Origin of the sequence: Streptomyces sp. 549, assembly GCF_030124175.1 — a bacterium.
Lineage (GTDB): Bacteria > Actinomycetota > Actinomycetes > Streptomycetales > Streptomycetaceae > Streptomyces.
Map to the genome: position 1 here is coordinate 116433 of NZ_JASKMT010000011.1, position 15597 is coordinate 132029.

At 73.5% G+C, this 15597-nt stretch carries 12 protein-coding genes and 1 pseudogene; 9 read left to right on the plus strand and 4 right to left on the minus strand.

Annotated elements, in window-relative coordinates; translation table 11 throughout:
• Window positions 1–16 precede the first annotated feature (16 nt).
• Window positions 17–400, plus strand: coding sequence for a PPOX class F420-dependent oxidoreductase (locus QNO07_RS15115; RefSeq protein WP_283992519.1), 384 nt, complete (start codon window positions 17–19; stop codon window positions 398–400).
• A gap of 81 nt (window positions 401–481) precedes the next feature.
• Here the strand turns inward: QNO07_RS15115 and QNO07_RS15120 are convergent, their stop codons facing one another.
• The gene (locus QNO07_RS15120) at window positions 482–931 is read right to left on the minus strand and encodes an ATP-binding protein (RefSeq protein ID WP_283992520.1); all 450 of its coding nucleotides are present in this window, start codon (window positions 929–931) and stop codon (window positions 482–484) included.
• A gap of 116 nt (window positions 932–1047) precedes the next feature.
• Window positions 1048–1374 (minus strand): hypothetical protein, encoded by a 327-nt coding sequence (locus QNO07_RS15125; protein WP_283992521.1) that lies wholly within the window; start codon window positions 1372–1374, stop codon window positions 1048–1050.
• A gap of 125 nt (window positions 1375–1499) precedes the next feature.
• Between QNO07_RS15125 and cds1 the strand changes: the two genes are divergently transcribed.
• Together cds1 and QNO07_RS15135 are read left to right on the plus strand one after the other, a co-directional pair.
• Window positions 1500–2651, plus strand: coding sequence for an L-cysteine desulfhydrase Cds1 (cds1, locus tag QNO07_RS15130; RefSeq protein ID WP_502961851.1), 1152 nt, complete (start codon window positions 1500–1502; stop codon window positions 2649–2651).
• A gap of 283 nt (window positions 2652–2934) precedes the next feature.
• The gene (locus tag QNO07_RS15135; protein ID WP_283992522.1) at window positions 2935–5442 is read left to right on the plus strand and encodes a hypothetical protein; all 2508 of its coding nucleotides are present in this window, start codon (window positions 2935–2937) and stop codon (window positions 5440–5442) included.
• Here the strand turns inward: QNO07_RS15135 and QNO07_RS15140 are convergent.
• Both QNO07_RS15140 and QNO07_RS15145 read right to left on the minus strand, forming a co-directional pair.
• Window positions 5402–7816 (minus strand): right-handed parallel beta-helix repeat-containing protein, encoded by a 2415-nt coding sequence (locus tag QNO07_RS15140; protein ID WP_283992523.1) that lies wholly within the window; start codon window positions 7814–7816, stop codon window positions 5402–5404. The genes QNO07_RS15135 and QNO07_RS15140 overlap by 41 nt on opposite strands.
• A 150-nt stretch (window positions 7817–7966) precedes the next feature.
• Complete coding sequence (locus tag QNO07_RS15145) at window positions 7967–8572, minus strand: Rv1733c family protein (RefSeq protein ID WP_283992524.1); 606 nt, start codon at window positions 8570–8572, stop codon at window positions 7967–7969.
• Between the two features lie 549 nt (window positions 8573–9121).
• On the opposite strand from QNO07_RS15145, the gene QNO07_RS15150 reads away from it, so the two are divergent.
• The 6 genes and pseudogenes from QNO07_RS15150 (at window position 9122) to QNO07_RS15175 (ending at window position 15548) form a co-directional block, all read left to right on the plus strand.
• Window positions 9122–10588 (plus strand): family 2B encapsulin nanocompartment shell protein, encoded by a 1467-nt coding sequence (locus QNO07_RS15150; protein ID WP_502961852.1) that lies wholly within the window; start codon window positions 9122–9124, stop codon window positions 10586–10588.
• 123 nt (window positions 10589–10711) lie between these two features.
• Window positions 10712–12079, plus strand: coding sequence for a family 2B encapsulin nanocompartment shell protein (locus QNO07_RS15155; RefSeq protein ID WP_283992525.1), 1368 nt, complete (start codon window positions 10712–10714; stop codon window positions 12077–12079).
• Between the two features lie 20 nt (window positions 12080–12099).
• Window positions 12100–12353, plus strand: a pseudogene (locus tag QNO07_RS15160) (cation transporter); the annotation flags it as partial.
• Between the two features lie 173 nt (window positions 12354–12526).
• On the plus strand, window positions 12527–13510 hold the full coding sequence (locus QNO07_RS15165; RefSeq protein ID WP_283992526.1) for an aldo/keto reductase: 984 nt from the start codon (window positions 12527–12529) through the stop codon (window positions 13508–13510).
• A gap of 232 nt (window positions 13511–13742) precedes the next feature.
• Window positions 13743–14195: a Crp/Fnr family transcriptional regulator gene (locus QNO07_RS15170; protein WP_283992527.1), complete on the plus strand. Its 453-nt coding sequence runs from the start codon at window positions 13743–13745 to the stop codon at window positions 14193–14195.
• 69 nt (window positions 14196–14264) lie between these two features.
• On the plus strand, window positions 14265–15548 hold the full coding sequence (locus QNO07_RS15175) for a helix-turn-helix domain-containing protein (protein ID WP_283992528.1): 1284 nt from the start codon (window positions 14265–14267) through the stop codon (window positions 15546–15548).
• Window positions 15549–15597: the final 49 nt, after the last annotated feature.

A 15597-nucleotide genomic window follows, 5' to 3' on the forward strand; every position in this document is an offset into this window, starting at 1 on the left:
GGCGTAACCTCACCCCATGGTGCCTCCGTACATCGCCCACAGCCCGTACGTCAGCCTCGTCACCTTCCGCCGTGACGGGACGCCTGCGCCCACCCCTGTCTGGGGGGTGCCGGACGGGGACGAGCTGCTGGTGTGGACGCGGAGTGACTCCTGGAAGGTCAAGCGGCTGCGCCGCGACGCCCGGGTCACGGTGACGCCGTGCGACGCCCGGGGCCGTGTCGCCGAGGGCGCCGAGGCGGCCGAGGGCACCGGGCGTCTACTGGAGGACCGTGCCGGGCTTGCCCGGGTGCGGCGGGCAATGGCCCGCAAGTACGGCTGGCGGTTCCGGATCGTGGACGGCGGAGGCGCGCTGATGCGGCTGGGGAAGCGTCCGCACGTGGGCATCGCGGTGAAGCTCTGAGCGCGCCTGTCGGCCCGCCGTCCCCGTCCTGACCGCAACCGGGAGGTCGTGCGCCCCTCAGGGCGCGCGCCCGGGACGGCGTCAGCCCGCGACGGCCTGGGCCGTCCGGTTCGCCGAGCGCACCGCGGGTGGTGCCGGGAGGGTGAACCAGACGACCTTGCCGGTGCCACCGCGCTGGGCGCGCATCCCCCAGCTGTCGCTCACGGCGGCGACCAGGGCCAGTCCGCGCCCGCTGGTGGCGAGAGCGCCGGCCGAGCGGACCTGCGGCAGGCGCGGGTCGTGGTCGCGGACGGAGACCGTCAACCGGTCCCACAGCAGCACGAGTTCCACCGTGCAGTGCTTGTCCTCGCCGGTATGGCGGTGGACGTTGGCCAGCAACTCGGTGACGCCGAGCGCGGCGGTGTCGATGAGGGGATCCAGCTTCCAGTACCGGAGCTGGGCGGAGACGATGCGGCGGACCTGGCCTATGCGCGAGGGCAGGGCCTGGAACTCGACGGCACAGTGCCGACTCGGGGTGGGGCGACTGATCACGACTGCGACTCCCTGGGGCCGGGGCGACGTGCGTGGCTGAGGGACGCGCCGATGACGACGGCGTCCTGACCTACCAGCGTGATTCAGCTCACATGTTCGCGCAAATCGAGCTGTGTTCAAGAGGGCACAATGCGTCGATCTTCTGTGATCTTGGAAGTGCGCCGCCGCGCCTCGCCGACTGCCGACAGCAAGCGCTCCCGGCCGGCCACCGGAAGCCGCAGCGCGTACGCCGTGCCGTTGACCGTTGCCAGCATCCGGTCGCGGGCCGCCGGCCACCCGCCCAGCAGGTGCACCTGCTCCACCGGGGCGCTGTCGATCTCCCGTCCGTAGCTGGTCAGCAGTGCCAGCCGGCCGTTCCGCACCCGTACCTGCCCGGCCCGGGTCAGGGACCGCATGAGCCGCCCGATCCGCACCCCGGTGACGTCGAACTCCGGTTCCACCACGGTCCACCGCCTTCCACCGTGCCGCCGCGTGAGGCGGCACTCCCCGACACCAGCAGTCTGCCCACGCGCGCCGCCGCTGACCAGGGGTCCAGGTGCCCGGAAGGGGAGCCGCATATGATCGATCGGTGAGCACCGAGCAGACCGGCACCGACGGCACGGCCCCCGCGAGCGGTCCCGCGCCCCGACCGGTGGACGTGGACCGCAGCGACCCCGTCTACCGGAACTGGCTGAAGGAGGCCGTGCGGCGCGTGCAGGCCGACGCGAACCGCAGCGCCGACACCCATCTGCTGCTGTTCCCGCTGCCGGAGCACTGGGGTATCGACCTGTACCTCAAGGACGAGTCCACCCACCCCACCGGCAGCCTCAAGCACCGGCTGGCCAGGTCGTTGTTCCTCTACGGCCTCTGCAACGGCTGGATCCGGCCCGGCAAACCCGTCATCGAGGCGTCCAGCGGCTCCACCGCCGTCTCCGAGGCGTACTTCGCGAAGCTCATCGGTGTCCCCTTCATCGCGGTGATGCCGCGCACGACCAGCGCGGAGAAGACCCGGCTCATCGAGTTCCACGGCGGCCGGTGCCATCTGGTGGACGATCCGCAGACGGTGTACGAGGTGTCGGCCCGGCTCGCCGAGGAGACCGGTGGCCATTACATGGACCAGTTCACCTACGCCGAACGCGCCACCGACTGGCGCGGAAACAACAACATCGCGGAGTCGATCTACCAGCAACTGCGTCTGGAACGCTACCCGGAGCCGACCTGGATCGTCGCCGCCGCCGGGACCGGCGGCACCTCGGCGACCATCGCCCGCTACGTGCACTACATGCAGTACGACACCCGCATCTGCGTGCCCGACCCGGAGAACTCCTGCTTCTTCGACGGCTGGGTCGACCGCGACGCGGACGCCACCAGTGACTGCGGATCCCGCATCGAGGGCATCGGGCGCCCGCGGATGGAACCGAGCTTCGTGCCCGGCGCCATCGACCGCATGATGAAGGTGCCGGACGCCGCGAGCATCGCCGCGGTACGCGAACTGGAGACCGCGCTCGGCCGCCGGGCCGGCGGATCGACCGGAACGGGACTGTGGAGCGCGCTGCGGATCGTCGCCGAGATGGTCGACGCCGGGCACACCGGATCGGTCGTCACCCTGCTGTGCGACCCGGGCGAGCGCTACCTGGACAAGTACTACTCCGACGCCTGGCTGGCCGGTCAGGGCCTCGACATCGCCCCCTACACCACCACCCTGCGCACCTTCCTGCGCACCGGCACCTGGCCGCGCTGACGCCCGCCCGGCAGGGACCGCACCGCCCGCAGGCCGCCGCCCCACCGCCACCCGGCGGCGCCCCGCCCGCGCGGTGCGGGCAGAACCGGCCCGGTCAGCCGTCTTAGCGGCTGACGGCAGGTCAACTATGCTGCCAGCAGGCGGACTCCGCACCTCGTCGCGCCCGCCGCCGCAGCCGAAAGCCGCCCGACGACCGCCCGCATCCGCGTCCGCACCGACCGCCGGACGTCGAGCGGACCGCCCCCGCCGGCCGGCCCCGCCACACCGACCGGGGGACCAGCCGATGCATGCCGCACCCCGACCAGGCCGTCCGCGGCCCGCTCCCGCCCTGGAACTCCTCGTCCACGGCGTCGGCGGTGCCACCCCGCACGACATGCTCGACGACCCGCGCACCGTCCGCGTCACCGGTGACGGCACCGCCGGCATCCACCGGCGGGCCGACGACGCCGACGCCGAGGAGCGCGCCGACGGCCACCCCGCGCAGCCCGTACCGGAGGCGTACTGCTGGTCCAACCTCACCTCGGGGAACGGCGCCCGCGCGCTCTGGCTGATCCTGCTGCCCTTCATGATCGCCAACCTGGCGTACTGGATGCGCCCCGCGGCGCCCCGCGCCCACCCCGCGCAGCGCCTGTACTCGGTGCTCGTCCGGCTGATCGCGCTGTCCCTGACCGTGCTGCTGGTCGCCGCCGCCTGCGAGGTGGCGCTCGACCTGGTGGCCTGGCAGTGCGCCGGGGCGGCCGGGTGCGCCCGCAACACCTCCTGGCTGGCGTTCCTGGCCGCCGACGGTGACGGATGGTGGAGCACACCCGGCCGCAGGCTCGTGGTGGCGTCCCTGCTCCCGGTCCTGCTGACCGCCCTGCTGTGGGGCCTCTCCCGCCGCACGTGGAGCGCCTACGAGTCGGCCCCTCCGCCGCCGCTCGCCCCGGCCGCCGCACGGGTCCCGGCCGTCGAGGACCGGCCGCCGCTCAGCCTCCCCGGATTCTGGTACGGGCGCCGCCTCGTCGGCCGCCTGCGGGCGGCCCACACCTCCGCCGGGCTGCTGACGGTGGCGAGCGCCGTGCAGTTCGCCGTCGCCGGGTACGACCGCCGGCTGGGCGGCTGGCCCGAGGACGCCGGCCGCCTGCTGGCCGCCGCCACGGCGCTGTGCTGGTGCCTCACCGTGTTCGTGGTGGTCCACCGCGGGCGCAGCGAGGAGCACCCCGACGACCGCTCCGACCGCGCCGCCACCCAGGCGCTGCCGTGGGCCGCCGTCGGCCTGCTGGCGCTGACCGCGGTACACGCGGCGTGGGACCGGCCGGGCTGGACGTCCACCGAGCACCTGCCGGGCACCGCGTTCTTCGCGGTGTGCGCCGTCGTGCAGGGCCTGCTCATCGCGGCCCTCGCCGCCGTCGCCCTGCTGCTGCACCGCCGGGCGCCCGCCGGTCACCGCAGCGTGCTGCACGGACTTGGCGGCGCGGCGGTGGCCCTGCTGGCCTGCGCGCTCGGCGGCGTGCTCTCCGGCGGGGTCGCCCAGCGGGTCGCCGAGTGGCTCGCCCCCGCCTCCTCGGAAGGCGCCGGGGCCGGGCTCATCGCCGGCCCGCCGGTCGTGCTGACCTGGCAGGCCGCGGTGATCCCGCTGCTGGTGGTGGCGGTGGCGCTGTTCGCGTTGGTCTCCGCCGCGAGGGTGTGGCGGGCGCGGCGGCGCCTCATCCCGGAGGTCATGACCGGCTACCCGGAGGAGGACCCCGAGCGGGAGGTGCCCTCCCGCACCGAGCGCATCGCCGGAACCGTCGCCCGCGCCTCCCTCACCGACTCCGCTCCCGCGCTCGTCGGCTCCGTAGCCGTGCTGACGCTGCTGCTGGGGGCAGGCGCGGTACTCGGCGCGGTGCTGTCGGGACTGCCGCCCGGACAGGCGGCCGGAGGCGCCCCCGGGCCGCTCCCGGCGCTGGGGCAGCTCGCCCAGGGCATCGGCTCCTGGCTGATGGGCGCCCTGGTGATAGTGCTGATCACCACCGGCCGCCGCGCCTACCGGGACGCCGGGGCACGGCGCACCATCGGCATCCTGTGGGACGTCGGCACGTTCTGGCCGCGGGCCGCGCACCCCTTCGCGCCGCCCTGCTACGCCGAGCGCGCGGTGCCCGACCTGAGCTGGCGGATCAGCTCCTGGACCGAACTGACCGGCGGACGCCTGGTGCTGTCCGGGCACTCGCAGGGAAGTGTGCTCGCCGCCGCGGCCGTGTGGCAGCTCGACCCGGTGACCCGCAACCGGGTGGCGCTGCTGACGTACGGCTCGCCGCTGGAACGTCTCTACGGCCGCTGGTTCCCCGCCTGCTTCGGGCCCACCGCACTGCGCGCGCTGCACCGCGAGGTCGACTGCTGGCGCAACCTCTGGCGGGCCACCGACCCCATCGGCGGGCCGGTGCGCGTTCCCGGAGGCGGCGGCCCTGACGTGGACTGCGGGCCGCTCAAGGACCCGTTGCAGTACGGCCGTTCACTGCGCCACCCGCTGCACGCGCCGATCCTCGGCCACGGCGACTACCAGCTCGACCCGGCCTTCGGCGCCGAACGCCGCGACCTGCTGGTGCGGTTGACCGAACGCGACGACCGGGTGGTGCCCACCCAGCCGGCCGGCCCCCGGCTCCCGAGCGGCAACGACCGGCTCCCGAGCGGCAACGACGTCGGGGAGGTCAGCGCCGCCCCCGTGCCGGCACCGGCCGACGCCACCGACTCCCAAGGCGCCATCGACACCACGGGCGGCAGGGGCGGGCCGGTCAGCGCAGATCCGGCAGATCCTCCGCGTACAGCAGGGTGAGTTCCTCGGTACTCGGGTCGGGGAGCTGGGCGACCCGGCCCGCGTGCCGCTCCACCATCGCCTCGAACGTCTGCCGGGCGGTCCGCCCGTTGCCGAACGACGGCCCCTTGGGCAGCACCGTGAAGTGCTTGAGCAGCGCCTCCTCTGCACCCTCCCCGAGGCGGTACTGCTGCTCCTCGGCCTGCTGCCGGACGATGTGCAGCAACTCCTCCGGCTCGTAGTCGCCGAAGGTGATCGTGCGGGAGAACCGGGAGGCCACCCCGGGGTTGACCGCGAGGAAGCGCTCCATCTCCTCGGTGTAGCCGGCGACGATCACCACCACCTCGTCCCGGTGGTCCTCCATCAGCTTCACCAGGGTGTCGATGGCCTCCTTGCCGAAGTCGCGGCCGGAGTCCTCCGGGGAGAGCGCGTACGCCTCGTCGATGAACAGCACCCCGCCCCGGGACCGGTCGAACGCCTCCTGGGTGCGGATCGCGGTGGAACCGATGTGCTCACCCACGAGGTCCACCCGGGAGACCTCGACGAGGTGCCCTCGTTCCAGCACGCCGAGCGAGTGCAGGATCTGCCCGTAGAGCCGGGCGACGGTGGTCTTGCCGGTGCCGGGGGAGCCGGTGAAGACCAGGTGCCGCCGGGCCGAGGCCGCCTTCAGGCCGGCCTGCTGGCGCCGCCTGCCGACCTCGATCATGTCGGTGAGGGCGCGCACCTCACGTTTGACGCTTTCCAGACCGACGAGGGTGTCCAGCTCCGACAGCACGTCGTGCGCCGGGCGGGCAGTGGGCCCGCTCTCCGCCTCCGGCGCCGCCGCGGGGGCCGGCACGGTCGCGGGGGGCGCGGCGGTGAGCAGCCCCGCGGTGGCGCCCTGCACCGCGGTGGCGGCCACCGGCGGCACGGGGGAGGGTACGGCCGACGACTCGTCGCTGCTGCAGTCCGTCACGGTCGTGCCGTCCTCGGCGAACTCGTAACCGCCGCGGGCGCACCGCTCGGTGCGGCAGCGGGTGAGCGTGGTGCGGCAGCCGTCGATGATGTGGAAGCCGTAGCCGCCGCTGTCGGTGATCTTGCAGGCGGTGAACGTGCCGCGGCCCTGGGCGGAGACGTAGACGCCCGCCTCCGCCGGTCCGGTGACCGTGCACCGCTCGACCTGGGGGTCGGCGCCCTTGGTGACGATGATGCCGCTGGCCGGCCCGTCGATGGTGCACCCGGACAGGGTGCCGCCGCTGCCGTGGTCGCGGAACCAGGCGCCCGTCGCGGCGTCCCTGATGCGGCAGTCGTCCAGCTGGACCGAGCCGCCGTCGCTGACCGACACCGCGGTGCCGCGCACCTGGGAGATGTCGCTGTCCACCACGTCCGCGCGGGAGCCGCGGTCCAGTACGAAGATCGCGTCCGGCACGCCGTGAACCCGGCAGGTGTCCAGTACGGCGGTCGCGCCGTCGCTGATCCACACCGCCGGGTAGTCGCCCGTGCTGTCGTGGATCTCGCACCGGTTGGCGTCCACCCGGGTTCCCGGGTCCCATACCGACAGCCCGTTGCGGCCGAACCTGCGCACCGCCGAGCGGGTAAGCGTCAGCACCGACCGCGACCGCAGGTCGATGCCGTTCTCCGGCAGGTCGTGGATGTCGCAGTCGGCCAGGGTGAGCACCGCGTCGGTGTCCAGCGTGATGCCGTCGGCCGTGGTGCGGTGGACCTGGCAGTCCGTCAACTGGCCGACGGCCCGGGAGGCGACCTGCACGCCGGTGCCCTTGATCTCGTAGAACTCGCAGCCCACCGCCTCGACGGAACTGCCCTCACCGGTCAGCGAGAGTCCCGCACCGGAGGCGTGGTGCACCCGGCAGCGGTCCAGACGCGGGTGGGCGCCGTCCCGGACGGAGATGCCGGACTGGCCGGCGGCCACCACCTCGCACTCCTCGAAGAGGCCGCCCGCGCCGCCGGACAGGCTCACGCCCAGCCCGGCCGGGTTGTCGACCGTGCAGCGGCGGACCGTCGGGCGGGCCCCGTCGCGCACCTCGATGCCGGCCGCCGAGCGGGTCATCACCCGCAGTCCGATCAGCTCCGGAGTGCTGTCCTCGACCAGCAGGGCCGGCGCGGCGGAGTCCTGCCCCTCGATCTGGAGGTCCCGCACGACCGCTGCCGCGCGCACCGTGAGCGGCACTCCGTCGGCGGGGGTGATGCGCACCGAGCCGCTGCCGGCCCGTTCGGGGCCGCGCAGCGTCACCGCGCGCTCTATCACCAGGTTCTCGCGGTAGGTTCCGGGCGCGATGGTCAGCACGTCACCGTCCCCGGCGGCCTCCAGGGCCGCTGCGAGCGAGGCGTAGTCGCCCGTGCGCCGCCGCCAACGCGACGTGCTGGTGTGCGTCACCTGGACCGAGCCCTGTGCCATGGACCGTGTTGCCCCAACCTCGTGCGAGAACCCTGAGATAACTGCCTGTGATAACTGACCGTGCTGCCAAGCCTGTCGGTCGCACCACGGTAGCGTGTGCGGCGCCCCTCGGATGACCGGTCCGGCCGGTCGGTCCGGCCGGTGGCCAGGTCAGCTCGAAGCGTCCGTCCGGCCCCAGTCCGGCCCCACCCGCGCCCAGGCGCGCTCCCAGTCCTCGTACCGCCGGTGCATCAGGCGGCGCAGCAGGAGGCGGCGGCCCGCCTCCACCGCCGCGCCGGCGAGCACCGCGACGACCAGACCGGCCAGCGCGCTGTGCGTGGCGGCGGTGTCCGTCCGCATCGGTGCCGAGGTGACCTGACCCGCGCGGTCGGTCCATACGGGGAAGCGCTCGCCCACCCGGATGCCCTCGCGGGTGCCGAGCACGGCCCTGTGGACGGTGCCGTCGGGGGCGGTCCAGCCGACGGCGACACGCTGGCGGCCGGTGCGGTCACCGGACTCCTCGAACTCGGGCTCGGCGGCCGGCCGGGGCAGCAGCCGGTGCACCGTCGCCCACACCTGGCTGCGCTCCTCGTGCTGCTGGGCGACGGTCCTCAGCAGCGAGCGGTGGGCGGCGTCACCCGCGACCAGACCCACCAGCGGGGCGCCGACAGCGATGACCAGCGCGGCACACACCGCCAGCCATGCTTCCACCCGGTCGCTGCGCCGGCGCAGCGAGTTGTGCCGCCAGCGCCACAGGCCGAAGATCGCCCGAAACACCGTGCACCCCCGTCCCCGCGCCGCCCGGCTCCCGGGCGCGTCCCTGCCGCGGGCGGTCGAGCCCTCAGCCGCCGCGTACAGCCTGGGAGAACCGTACTGGCCAGCAGCGCCGTTGTCCTCCCCCTTCCGTCTTGTTCCGGTCCCCCTGCGGCCTGTTCCGGCCCCGTCCGACCTCCTTGCCTGCCTGTTCCGGCTCTCCAGGGCCGGTCACGGGCTTCCGCAGGACGGGTTCCGGTCGGCCCGCCACCGGTCCGCGTCCAGGACCTGCGCCCGGTCCGCCGGACGCGGACGTTCGCCCGTACTGGTGTACGCCGACAAGCGGCGCCGGCCCCCGTGGTGACGCTGTGTCGCCCTGATCGGCGGCGTGATCACCCAACGTGGGGGGCGCGCCGTCAAGTGCCCTGCGCTACCCCGGATATGAGAATCACATCCACCCTCTTGTCGTCTCTTTTGGGTGATTGCCGCTGATCAACTCGTCTGACTAGTTTGCGAGCGCGAGGCGGGAGCCGTCGAGGCCCCGCCACCCCTCATGGATTGGTGGTGCCCTGCGTGACGGCTCCGGTCGAGACGACTCCTGGCAGCAACGACGGAAGCAGCGGGAGCGGTGGCTCCGGGAGTGGCGGCAGCAACCCCGCACCCGAAGGGTCCGGGCGCCTGAGCCTGGCCACCGCCGCCGCACGGCAGTTGGCCACCACGACCAAGACACCACCGCAGATGCAGGGCATCTCCTCACGGTGGCTGCTGAAGGTCCTTCCCTGGGTCCAGGTGTCAGGCGGCACCTTCCGGGTGAACCGCCGCACCACCCACACCCTGGGCGACGGCCGGGTGGAGTTCGTCTCCACCGGTGCCGCGATCCGCGTCATCCCGGCGGAGCTGGGCGAGATGGCGGCCCTGCGCGGTTTCGATGACCCGGCCGTGCTGCGTGCCCTGGCCGACCGATTCGTGCAGCGGGACTTCGCCGCCGGGGAGGTCCTGGTGGAAGCCGGCCGGCCGGTGGACCGCATCGTGCTCGTCGCCCACGGAAAGCTCGACAAGGTCGCCCCCGGCTTCTACGACGGCGAGGTCTCCCTCGGCGTCGTCGCCGACGGCGACCACCTCGGGGACCGTCTGCTGACCGAGGAGGACCCGGGCGAGTGGGAGTTCACCCTGCGGTCGGTGACCAGCGGCACGGTGCTCACGCTGGACCGTGCGGCCTACGAGGAGGTCCGCGGCGGGGCCCCCGCCCTGCGTGAGCACCTCGCCGCGTTCCGGTCCGCGCTGCCCGCGCAGCGCAACGCGGAGGGCGAGGCGGACATCGAACTCGCCGCCGGCCACCACGGCGAGCTGGAACTGCCCGGCACCTTCGCGGACTACGACACCGCCCCGCGCGAGTACGAGCTGAGCGTGGCGCAGACCGTGCTGCGGGTGCACACCCGCGTCGCCGACCTCTACAACGAGCCGATGAACCAGGTCGAGGAGCAGATCCGGCTCACCGTGGAGGCGTTGCGTGAACGCCAGGAGCACGAACTCGTCAACAACCGGGAGTTCGGGCTGCTGCACAACGCGGACCTGTCCCACCGCCTCCACACCCGCACCGGTCCGCCCACGCCCGACGACATGGACGAGCTGCTGGCCAGCGTGTGGAAGGACCCGACCGTCATCCTGGCCCACCCCAAGGCCATCGCGGCCTTCGGCAGGCAGTGCACCAGCCGGGGCATCCACCCGTCGTTCATCGAACACCACGGCCACCGGGTGCCCGCCTGGCGCGGGGTGCCCGTACTGCCGTGCAACAAGATCCCGGTCAGCGAGAGCGGCACCACCTCGATGATGGTGATGCGGACCGGAGAGCAGGCCCAGGGCGTGGTCGGCCTGCACCGGACCGGCATTCCCGACGAGTACCAGCCCAGCCTGTCTGTGCGGTTCATGGGCATCAACGAGAAGGCGGTTATCTCCTACCTGGTCAGCGCGTACTTCTCGGCCGCGGTGCTGGTTCCCGACGCCCTGGGAGTGCTGGAGGACGTCGAGACCGGCCTCTGACCCCGGCCCGCCGCGGCCTGCCGCCGCGAGGCCCCCGCTCCGCCCGTTCCGCCCTTCCGGCGGGTTTCGGCACGACCGCCGGCCCGCCGCTCCCCACCACGCACACCGGAAGGCTCACCCCGCATGTCCCACTCCGCCCTGACAAGTCTCGACACGACCGCGGCACGGCAGCTTGCGACCACCACCAAGACGCCGCCGCAGATGCAGGGCATCTCCTCCCGGTGGCTGCTGAAGATCCTCCCCTTCGAGCAGGTCTCGGCCGGCACCTACCGCGTCAACCGGCGGCTCAGCCACACGGTCGGCAACGGGCGGGTGGAGTTCGTCTCCACCGGCGCCGAGGTCCGCGTCATCCCCGCCCAGCTGACCGAACTGCCGCCGCTGCACGGTTTCGAGGGCCCGGACGTGCTGCAGCAGCTCGCCGGGCGCTGCGTGCAGCGCGAGTACGCGCCCGGCGACGTGCTCGTCGAATCGGGCCGACCGGTCGACGAGGTGCTGCTCATCGCCCACGGCAAGATCAACAAGGTGGGCGCCGGCGAGTACGACGGCGAGACCAACCTCGGGGTGCTCGCCGACGGCGACTGGGCCGGGGAGCACGCGATGGTGGCCGAACCGGGGGAGTGGGGGTTCACCCTCCGGGCCGTCACCCGGGCCACCGTTCTCGCCCTGCCGCTGTCGGACTTCGAGGCCGTCGCCGGGCAGTCCCGCGACCTGCGCGCGCACATCGACGGCTTCCTCTCCCGGGTGCTGCCCCGTCAGAACCAGCGCGGCGAGGCCGACATCGAGCTGGCCTCCGGCCACCACGGGGAGTTGGAACTGCCCGGCACGTTCGTGGACTACGACACGACGCCGCGCGAGTACGAGCTGAGTGTGGCGCAGACCGTGCTGCGGGTGCACTCCCGCGTCGCCGACCTCTACAACGAACCGATGAACCAGGTGGAGGAGCAGCTGCGGCTCACCATCCAGGCGCTGCGCGAGCGCCAGGAGTACGAGCTGATCAACAACCGGGAGTTCGGCCTGCTGCACAACGCCGACCTCAAGCAGCGCCTGCACACCCGCACCGGCCCGCCCACCCCGGACGACCTGGACGACCTGATCTCCCGGCGGCGCAAGACCCAGTACCTGCTGGCCCACCCCCGCACCATCGCCGCGATCGGCCGCGAGTGCAGCAGCCGCGGCATCTACCCGCCGGAGACCGAGGTCCAGGGCAGCGTGGTGCGCAGTTGGCGCGGCATCCCGCTGCTGCCGTGCAACAAGATCCCGGTGAGCGAGACCAACACCAGCTCGGTGCTGGCGCTGCGGGTCGGCCAGGAGAACGAGGGCGTGGTCGGACTTCACCAGACGGGCATCCCCGACGAGTACGAGCCCAGCCTCAACGTCCGCTTCATGGGCATCAACGACAAGGCCGTCATCTCCTACCTGGTCAGCGTCTACTTCTCCGCCGCGGTCCTGGTCCCCGACGCGCTGGGCGTGCTGGAGGACGTCGAGCTCTGACCGTCGAGACATCCGGGCGGGTGGCACGGGGGACCGGATTCCTGTGCCGCCCGCCGGCGGCGTGGCGCGAGGTGCTGATCCGGCGGGTGCGGTTGGTGGTGGCCGCGACGATCTCCTACGACGTGGTCGAGGCGGCCGTCGCCCCCAGCGCCGGCACCCGTGCCTCCTCCACCGCGCTGATCGGCTTCGGACCCGACTCCGTCATCGAGGTGCCTCCGCCGAGGCGGTCGCCTGGCAGTTCTCGTCGGCCGGCCGCGAAGTCCGCGAGCAGCGGGCGGAGGCGCCCGCTGCGGCCCCCTCCCCACCGCCGGCCCGACGGCAGCCGCTCCGAGCGCGACACCTGCTGCACGGGCGAGTAAGGCCCATCGCCGGTCCGTGGCTGAGCCCCGGCGCCGCAACTCCCCAGGAAGGCGGGCCGCGGCCGGAGCGGGACCGTAGGATCACCGCATGGAGCAGCGAGTACTGGGTCGGACCGGACGTGAGATCTCCGTCGTGGGACTGGGCACATGGCAGCTGGGAGCGGACTGGGGGCAGATCCGCGAGGAGGATGCCCTGGAGGTGCTGGACGCGGCGGTCAGGGCCGGAGTCACCTTCTTCGACACCGCCGACGTGTACGGCGACGGCCGAAGTGAGCGCGTGATCGGCCGCTACCTTGCCGAGCGTCCCGACGCGGACGTGTTCGTGGCGACCAAGATGGGCCGCCGGGTCGAGCAGAGGCCGGAGAACTACCACCTGGACCACTTCCGGGCCTGGACCGACCGCTCCCGCACCAACCTCGGCGTGGAGACCCTCGACCTGGTGCAACTGCACTGCCCGCCGACGGCCGTGTACTCCAGCGACGCCGTCTTCGACGCGCTGGACACCCTGGTCGCCGAGAAGCGCGTCGCCGCCTACGCGGTGAGTGTGGAGACGTGCGCCGAAGCCCTGGCCGCTATCGCCCGGCCCGGGACGGCGAGCGTGCAGATCATCCTCAACCCGTTCCGCCTCAAGCCGCTGGAGCAGGTGCTGCCCGCCGCGGCCCGGGCCGGCGTCGGCATCATCGCCCGGGTACCGCTGGCGTCCGGCCTGCTGTCCGGCCGCTACACCCGCGACACCGTCTTCGCGCCCGACGACCACCGGACGTTCAACCGCGGCGGTGAGGCGTTCGACCAGGGCGAGACCTTCTCCGGTGTGGACTTCGAGACGGGTCTCGAAGCTGCGGCCGAGTTCTCCGGACTGGCCCCCGAGGGCGCCACCCCCGCGCAGACGGCCCTGCGGTGGATCGTCCAGCAGCCCGGCGTCACCTCGGTGATCCCCGGCGCCCGCTCGCCCCGCCAGGCCGTGGCGAACGCGGAAGCCGCCGCACTGCCGCCGCTCACCGACGGGACACTGCGCGCCGTCAGCGACCTCTACGAACGGCGGATCCGCCCCCAGGTGCACGACCGCTGGTAGCGGCCGCCGAGCCGGGACCCCGCCCGCCCGGCCGTGGCAGCGCCCCCAGACGTGCACCCCCGCCGAGCTGCCCGTACGCGCGTTCGGTGAGAGACTGGAGGTTCCCCCTCGGTTCTCAGGACGTGGACGACGACAGCGGCCTCACCCCTCGCCCGGTGAGGCCGCCACCGCACCCGCCGGCGCGGGAGTCGGCCGCTCCCGGGACCGCCCACCTCCGGGAGAAGGGCACCACATGCGCACGATCACAGGACTGCTGGGAGCACTCGCCCCCGAGCACAGCCGGCGCCTGCGGAGCCTGGGCCGTGAGGTGTCGTTCCCCACCGACGCCCGGATCTTCGAGGAAGGCCGTCCCGCCGACCGCTTCTGGATCATCCACACCGGATCGGTCACCCTGGACCAGCAGATACCGGGACGCCGGCCGCAGGTGCTGGAGACCGTCGGGCACGGCGAACTGCTGGGCTGGTCGTGGATGTTCCGCCCCTACCTGTGGCACATGGGGGCTGAGGCGGGCAGCCCGGTGCGGGCCCTGGAGTTCGACGCCGCCGAGGTCCGGCAGATGTGCGAGGACGACCACGAGATCGGCTATGCGCTCGCCCTCGCCGTCGGTGAGATCATCTCGCACCGGCTGCAGCGCTCGCGCAGCCGCCTGCTCGACACCTTCGGGCCCTACGGCACCCTTCGCTGAAACCACTCTTCCGAGCGGCACCCTGCGCGATCCGTTGCCGCCCGAGCCCTGCTGCAGCACGATGTTCCCGTGCTGAACCCCTGGCTGGCGCTGGAGACAGGAGCGGACCCGGCCGAACGAGCCGGGCAGCTGCGGCGCGCCCATGAGTCCTTTCTCGCTGGTGGCGGCGTCGGTCAGCCGGTCCGCAACGTCGTCGCCGACTCCTGGCGGCGCTGTGCCGGGGCCCGCGTCGCCCCTGACGGCCTGGCCCGCGTCGACCTCGGCGGCGACGAGCTGGCCGCCCGCCGGGCAGCCCACCCGCTCGCCGCGGTCATGCCGCTGGTGCGCGAACTGCTCGGCGCCATCGCGGACGACGGCGCGCAACTGCTCTCGGTGTGCGACGAGAGCGGGCGCATGCTCTGGGTGGAGGGCCACCCCGCGGTGCTGCGCCGCGCCGAAGGCATGAACTTCGTTCCCGGCGCACGCTGGGCCGAGCCCTACTCCGGCACCAACGCCCCCGGCACGGCCCTCGCCGTCGACCACCCGGTGCAGATCTTCGCCTCCGAGCACTACTGCCACCCCGTCCAGAAGTGGACCTGCGCCGCCGCACCCGTGCACGATCCGCACACCCGCCGCGTCATCGGCGCCATCGACATCACCGGGGGCGACCACCTGGCGACCCCGCAGAGCCTCGCCCTGGTCCAGGCGACCGCACGGGCCGCCGAGGCGCATCTCGCGGCGCTCGCCCACCGCCCGCCCGGCAGCCACCTGCGGGCGCTGGGCCGCGACGAGGTGCTGCTGCGCCCCGGCGCCGGCCCGCCGCTGCGCCTGGGACGACGCCACAGCGAGATCGTGGTCCTGCTCGCCGCCCACCCCGACGGCCTCACCGGCGACCAGCTCGCCACCGAGCTGTACGGCGAGCGGGACATCAACCCCGTCACGCTGCGAGCCGAGCTGTCCCGGCTGCGTGTACTGCTGGGTGACAGCCTGGCCTCCCGCCCCTACCGCCTCACGCCCGCGCCGCGCGGCGACTGGCAGGCCGTCGCCGAGGCCGTCGCGCACGGCGACCTCAGCGGCGCGGTCACCGCCTACCGGGGCCCGCTGCTGCCCCTCTCCGAGGCCCCCGGAGTGCTGCGGCTGCGCCGGCGGCTCGCCGACCGGCTGCGGCACGCCCTGCTCACCGGACGCGACCCGGTGGCGCTGGAGGACTGGGTCCGCACGCCGTGGGGAGAGGACGACCTCGCCGCCTGGGAGGCGCTGCTGGCCGTTCTGCCCGCCGCCGCCCGGGACGTGCCGGCCGGCCGGGTGCGGGAGTTGCGTGCCGCCTACGGGCTGGCGGCCGACGCAACCTCCGTGCAACGTCGCCGCCGCTAGCGTCGCGGAGCACGCAGGCTTCCGCAACGAGGTGGGGGCCGCCTTTCGA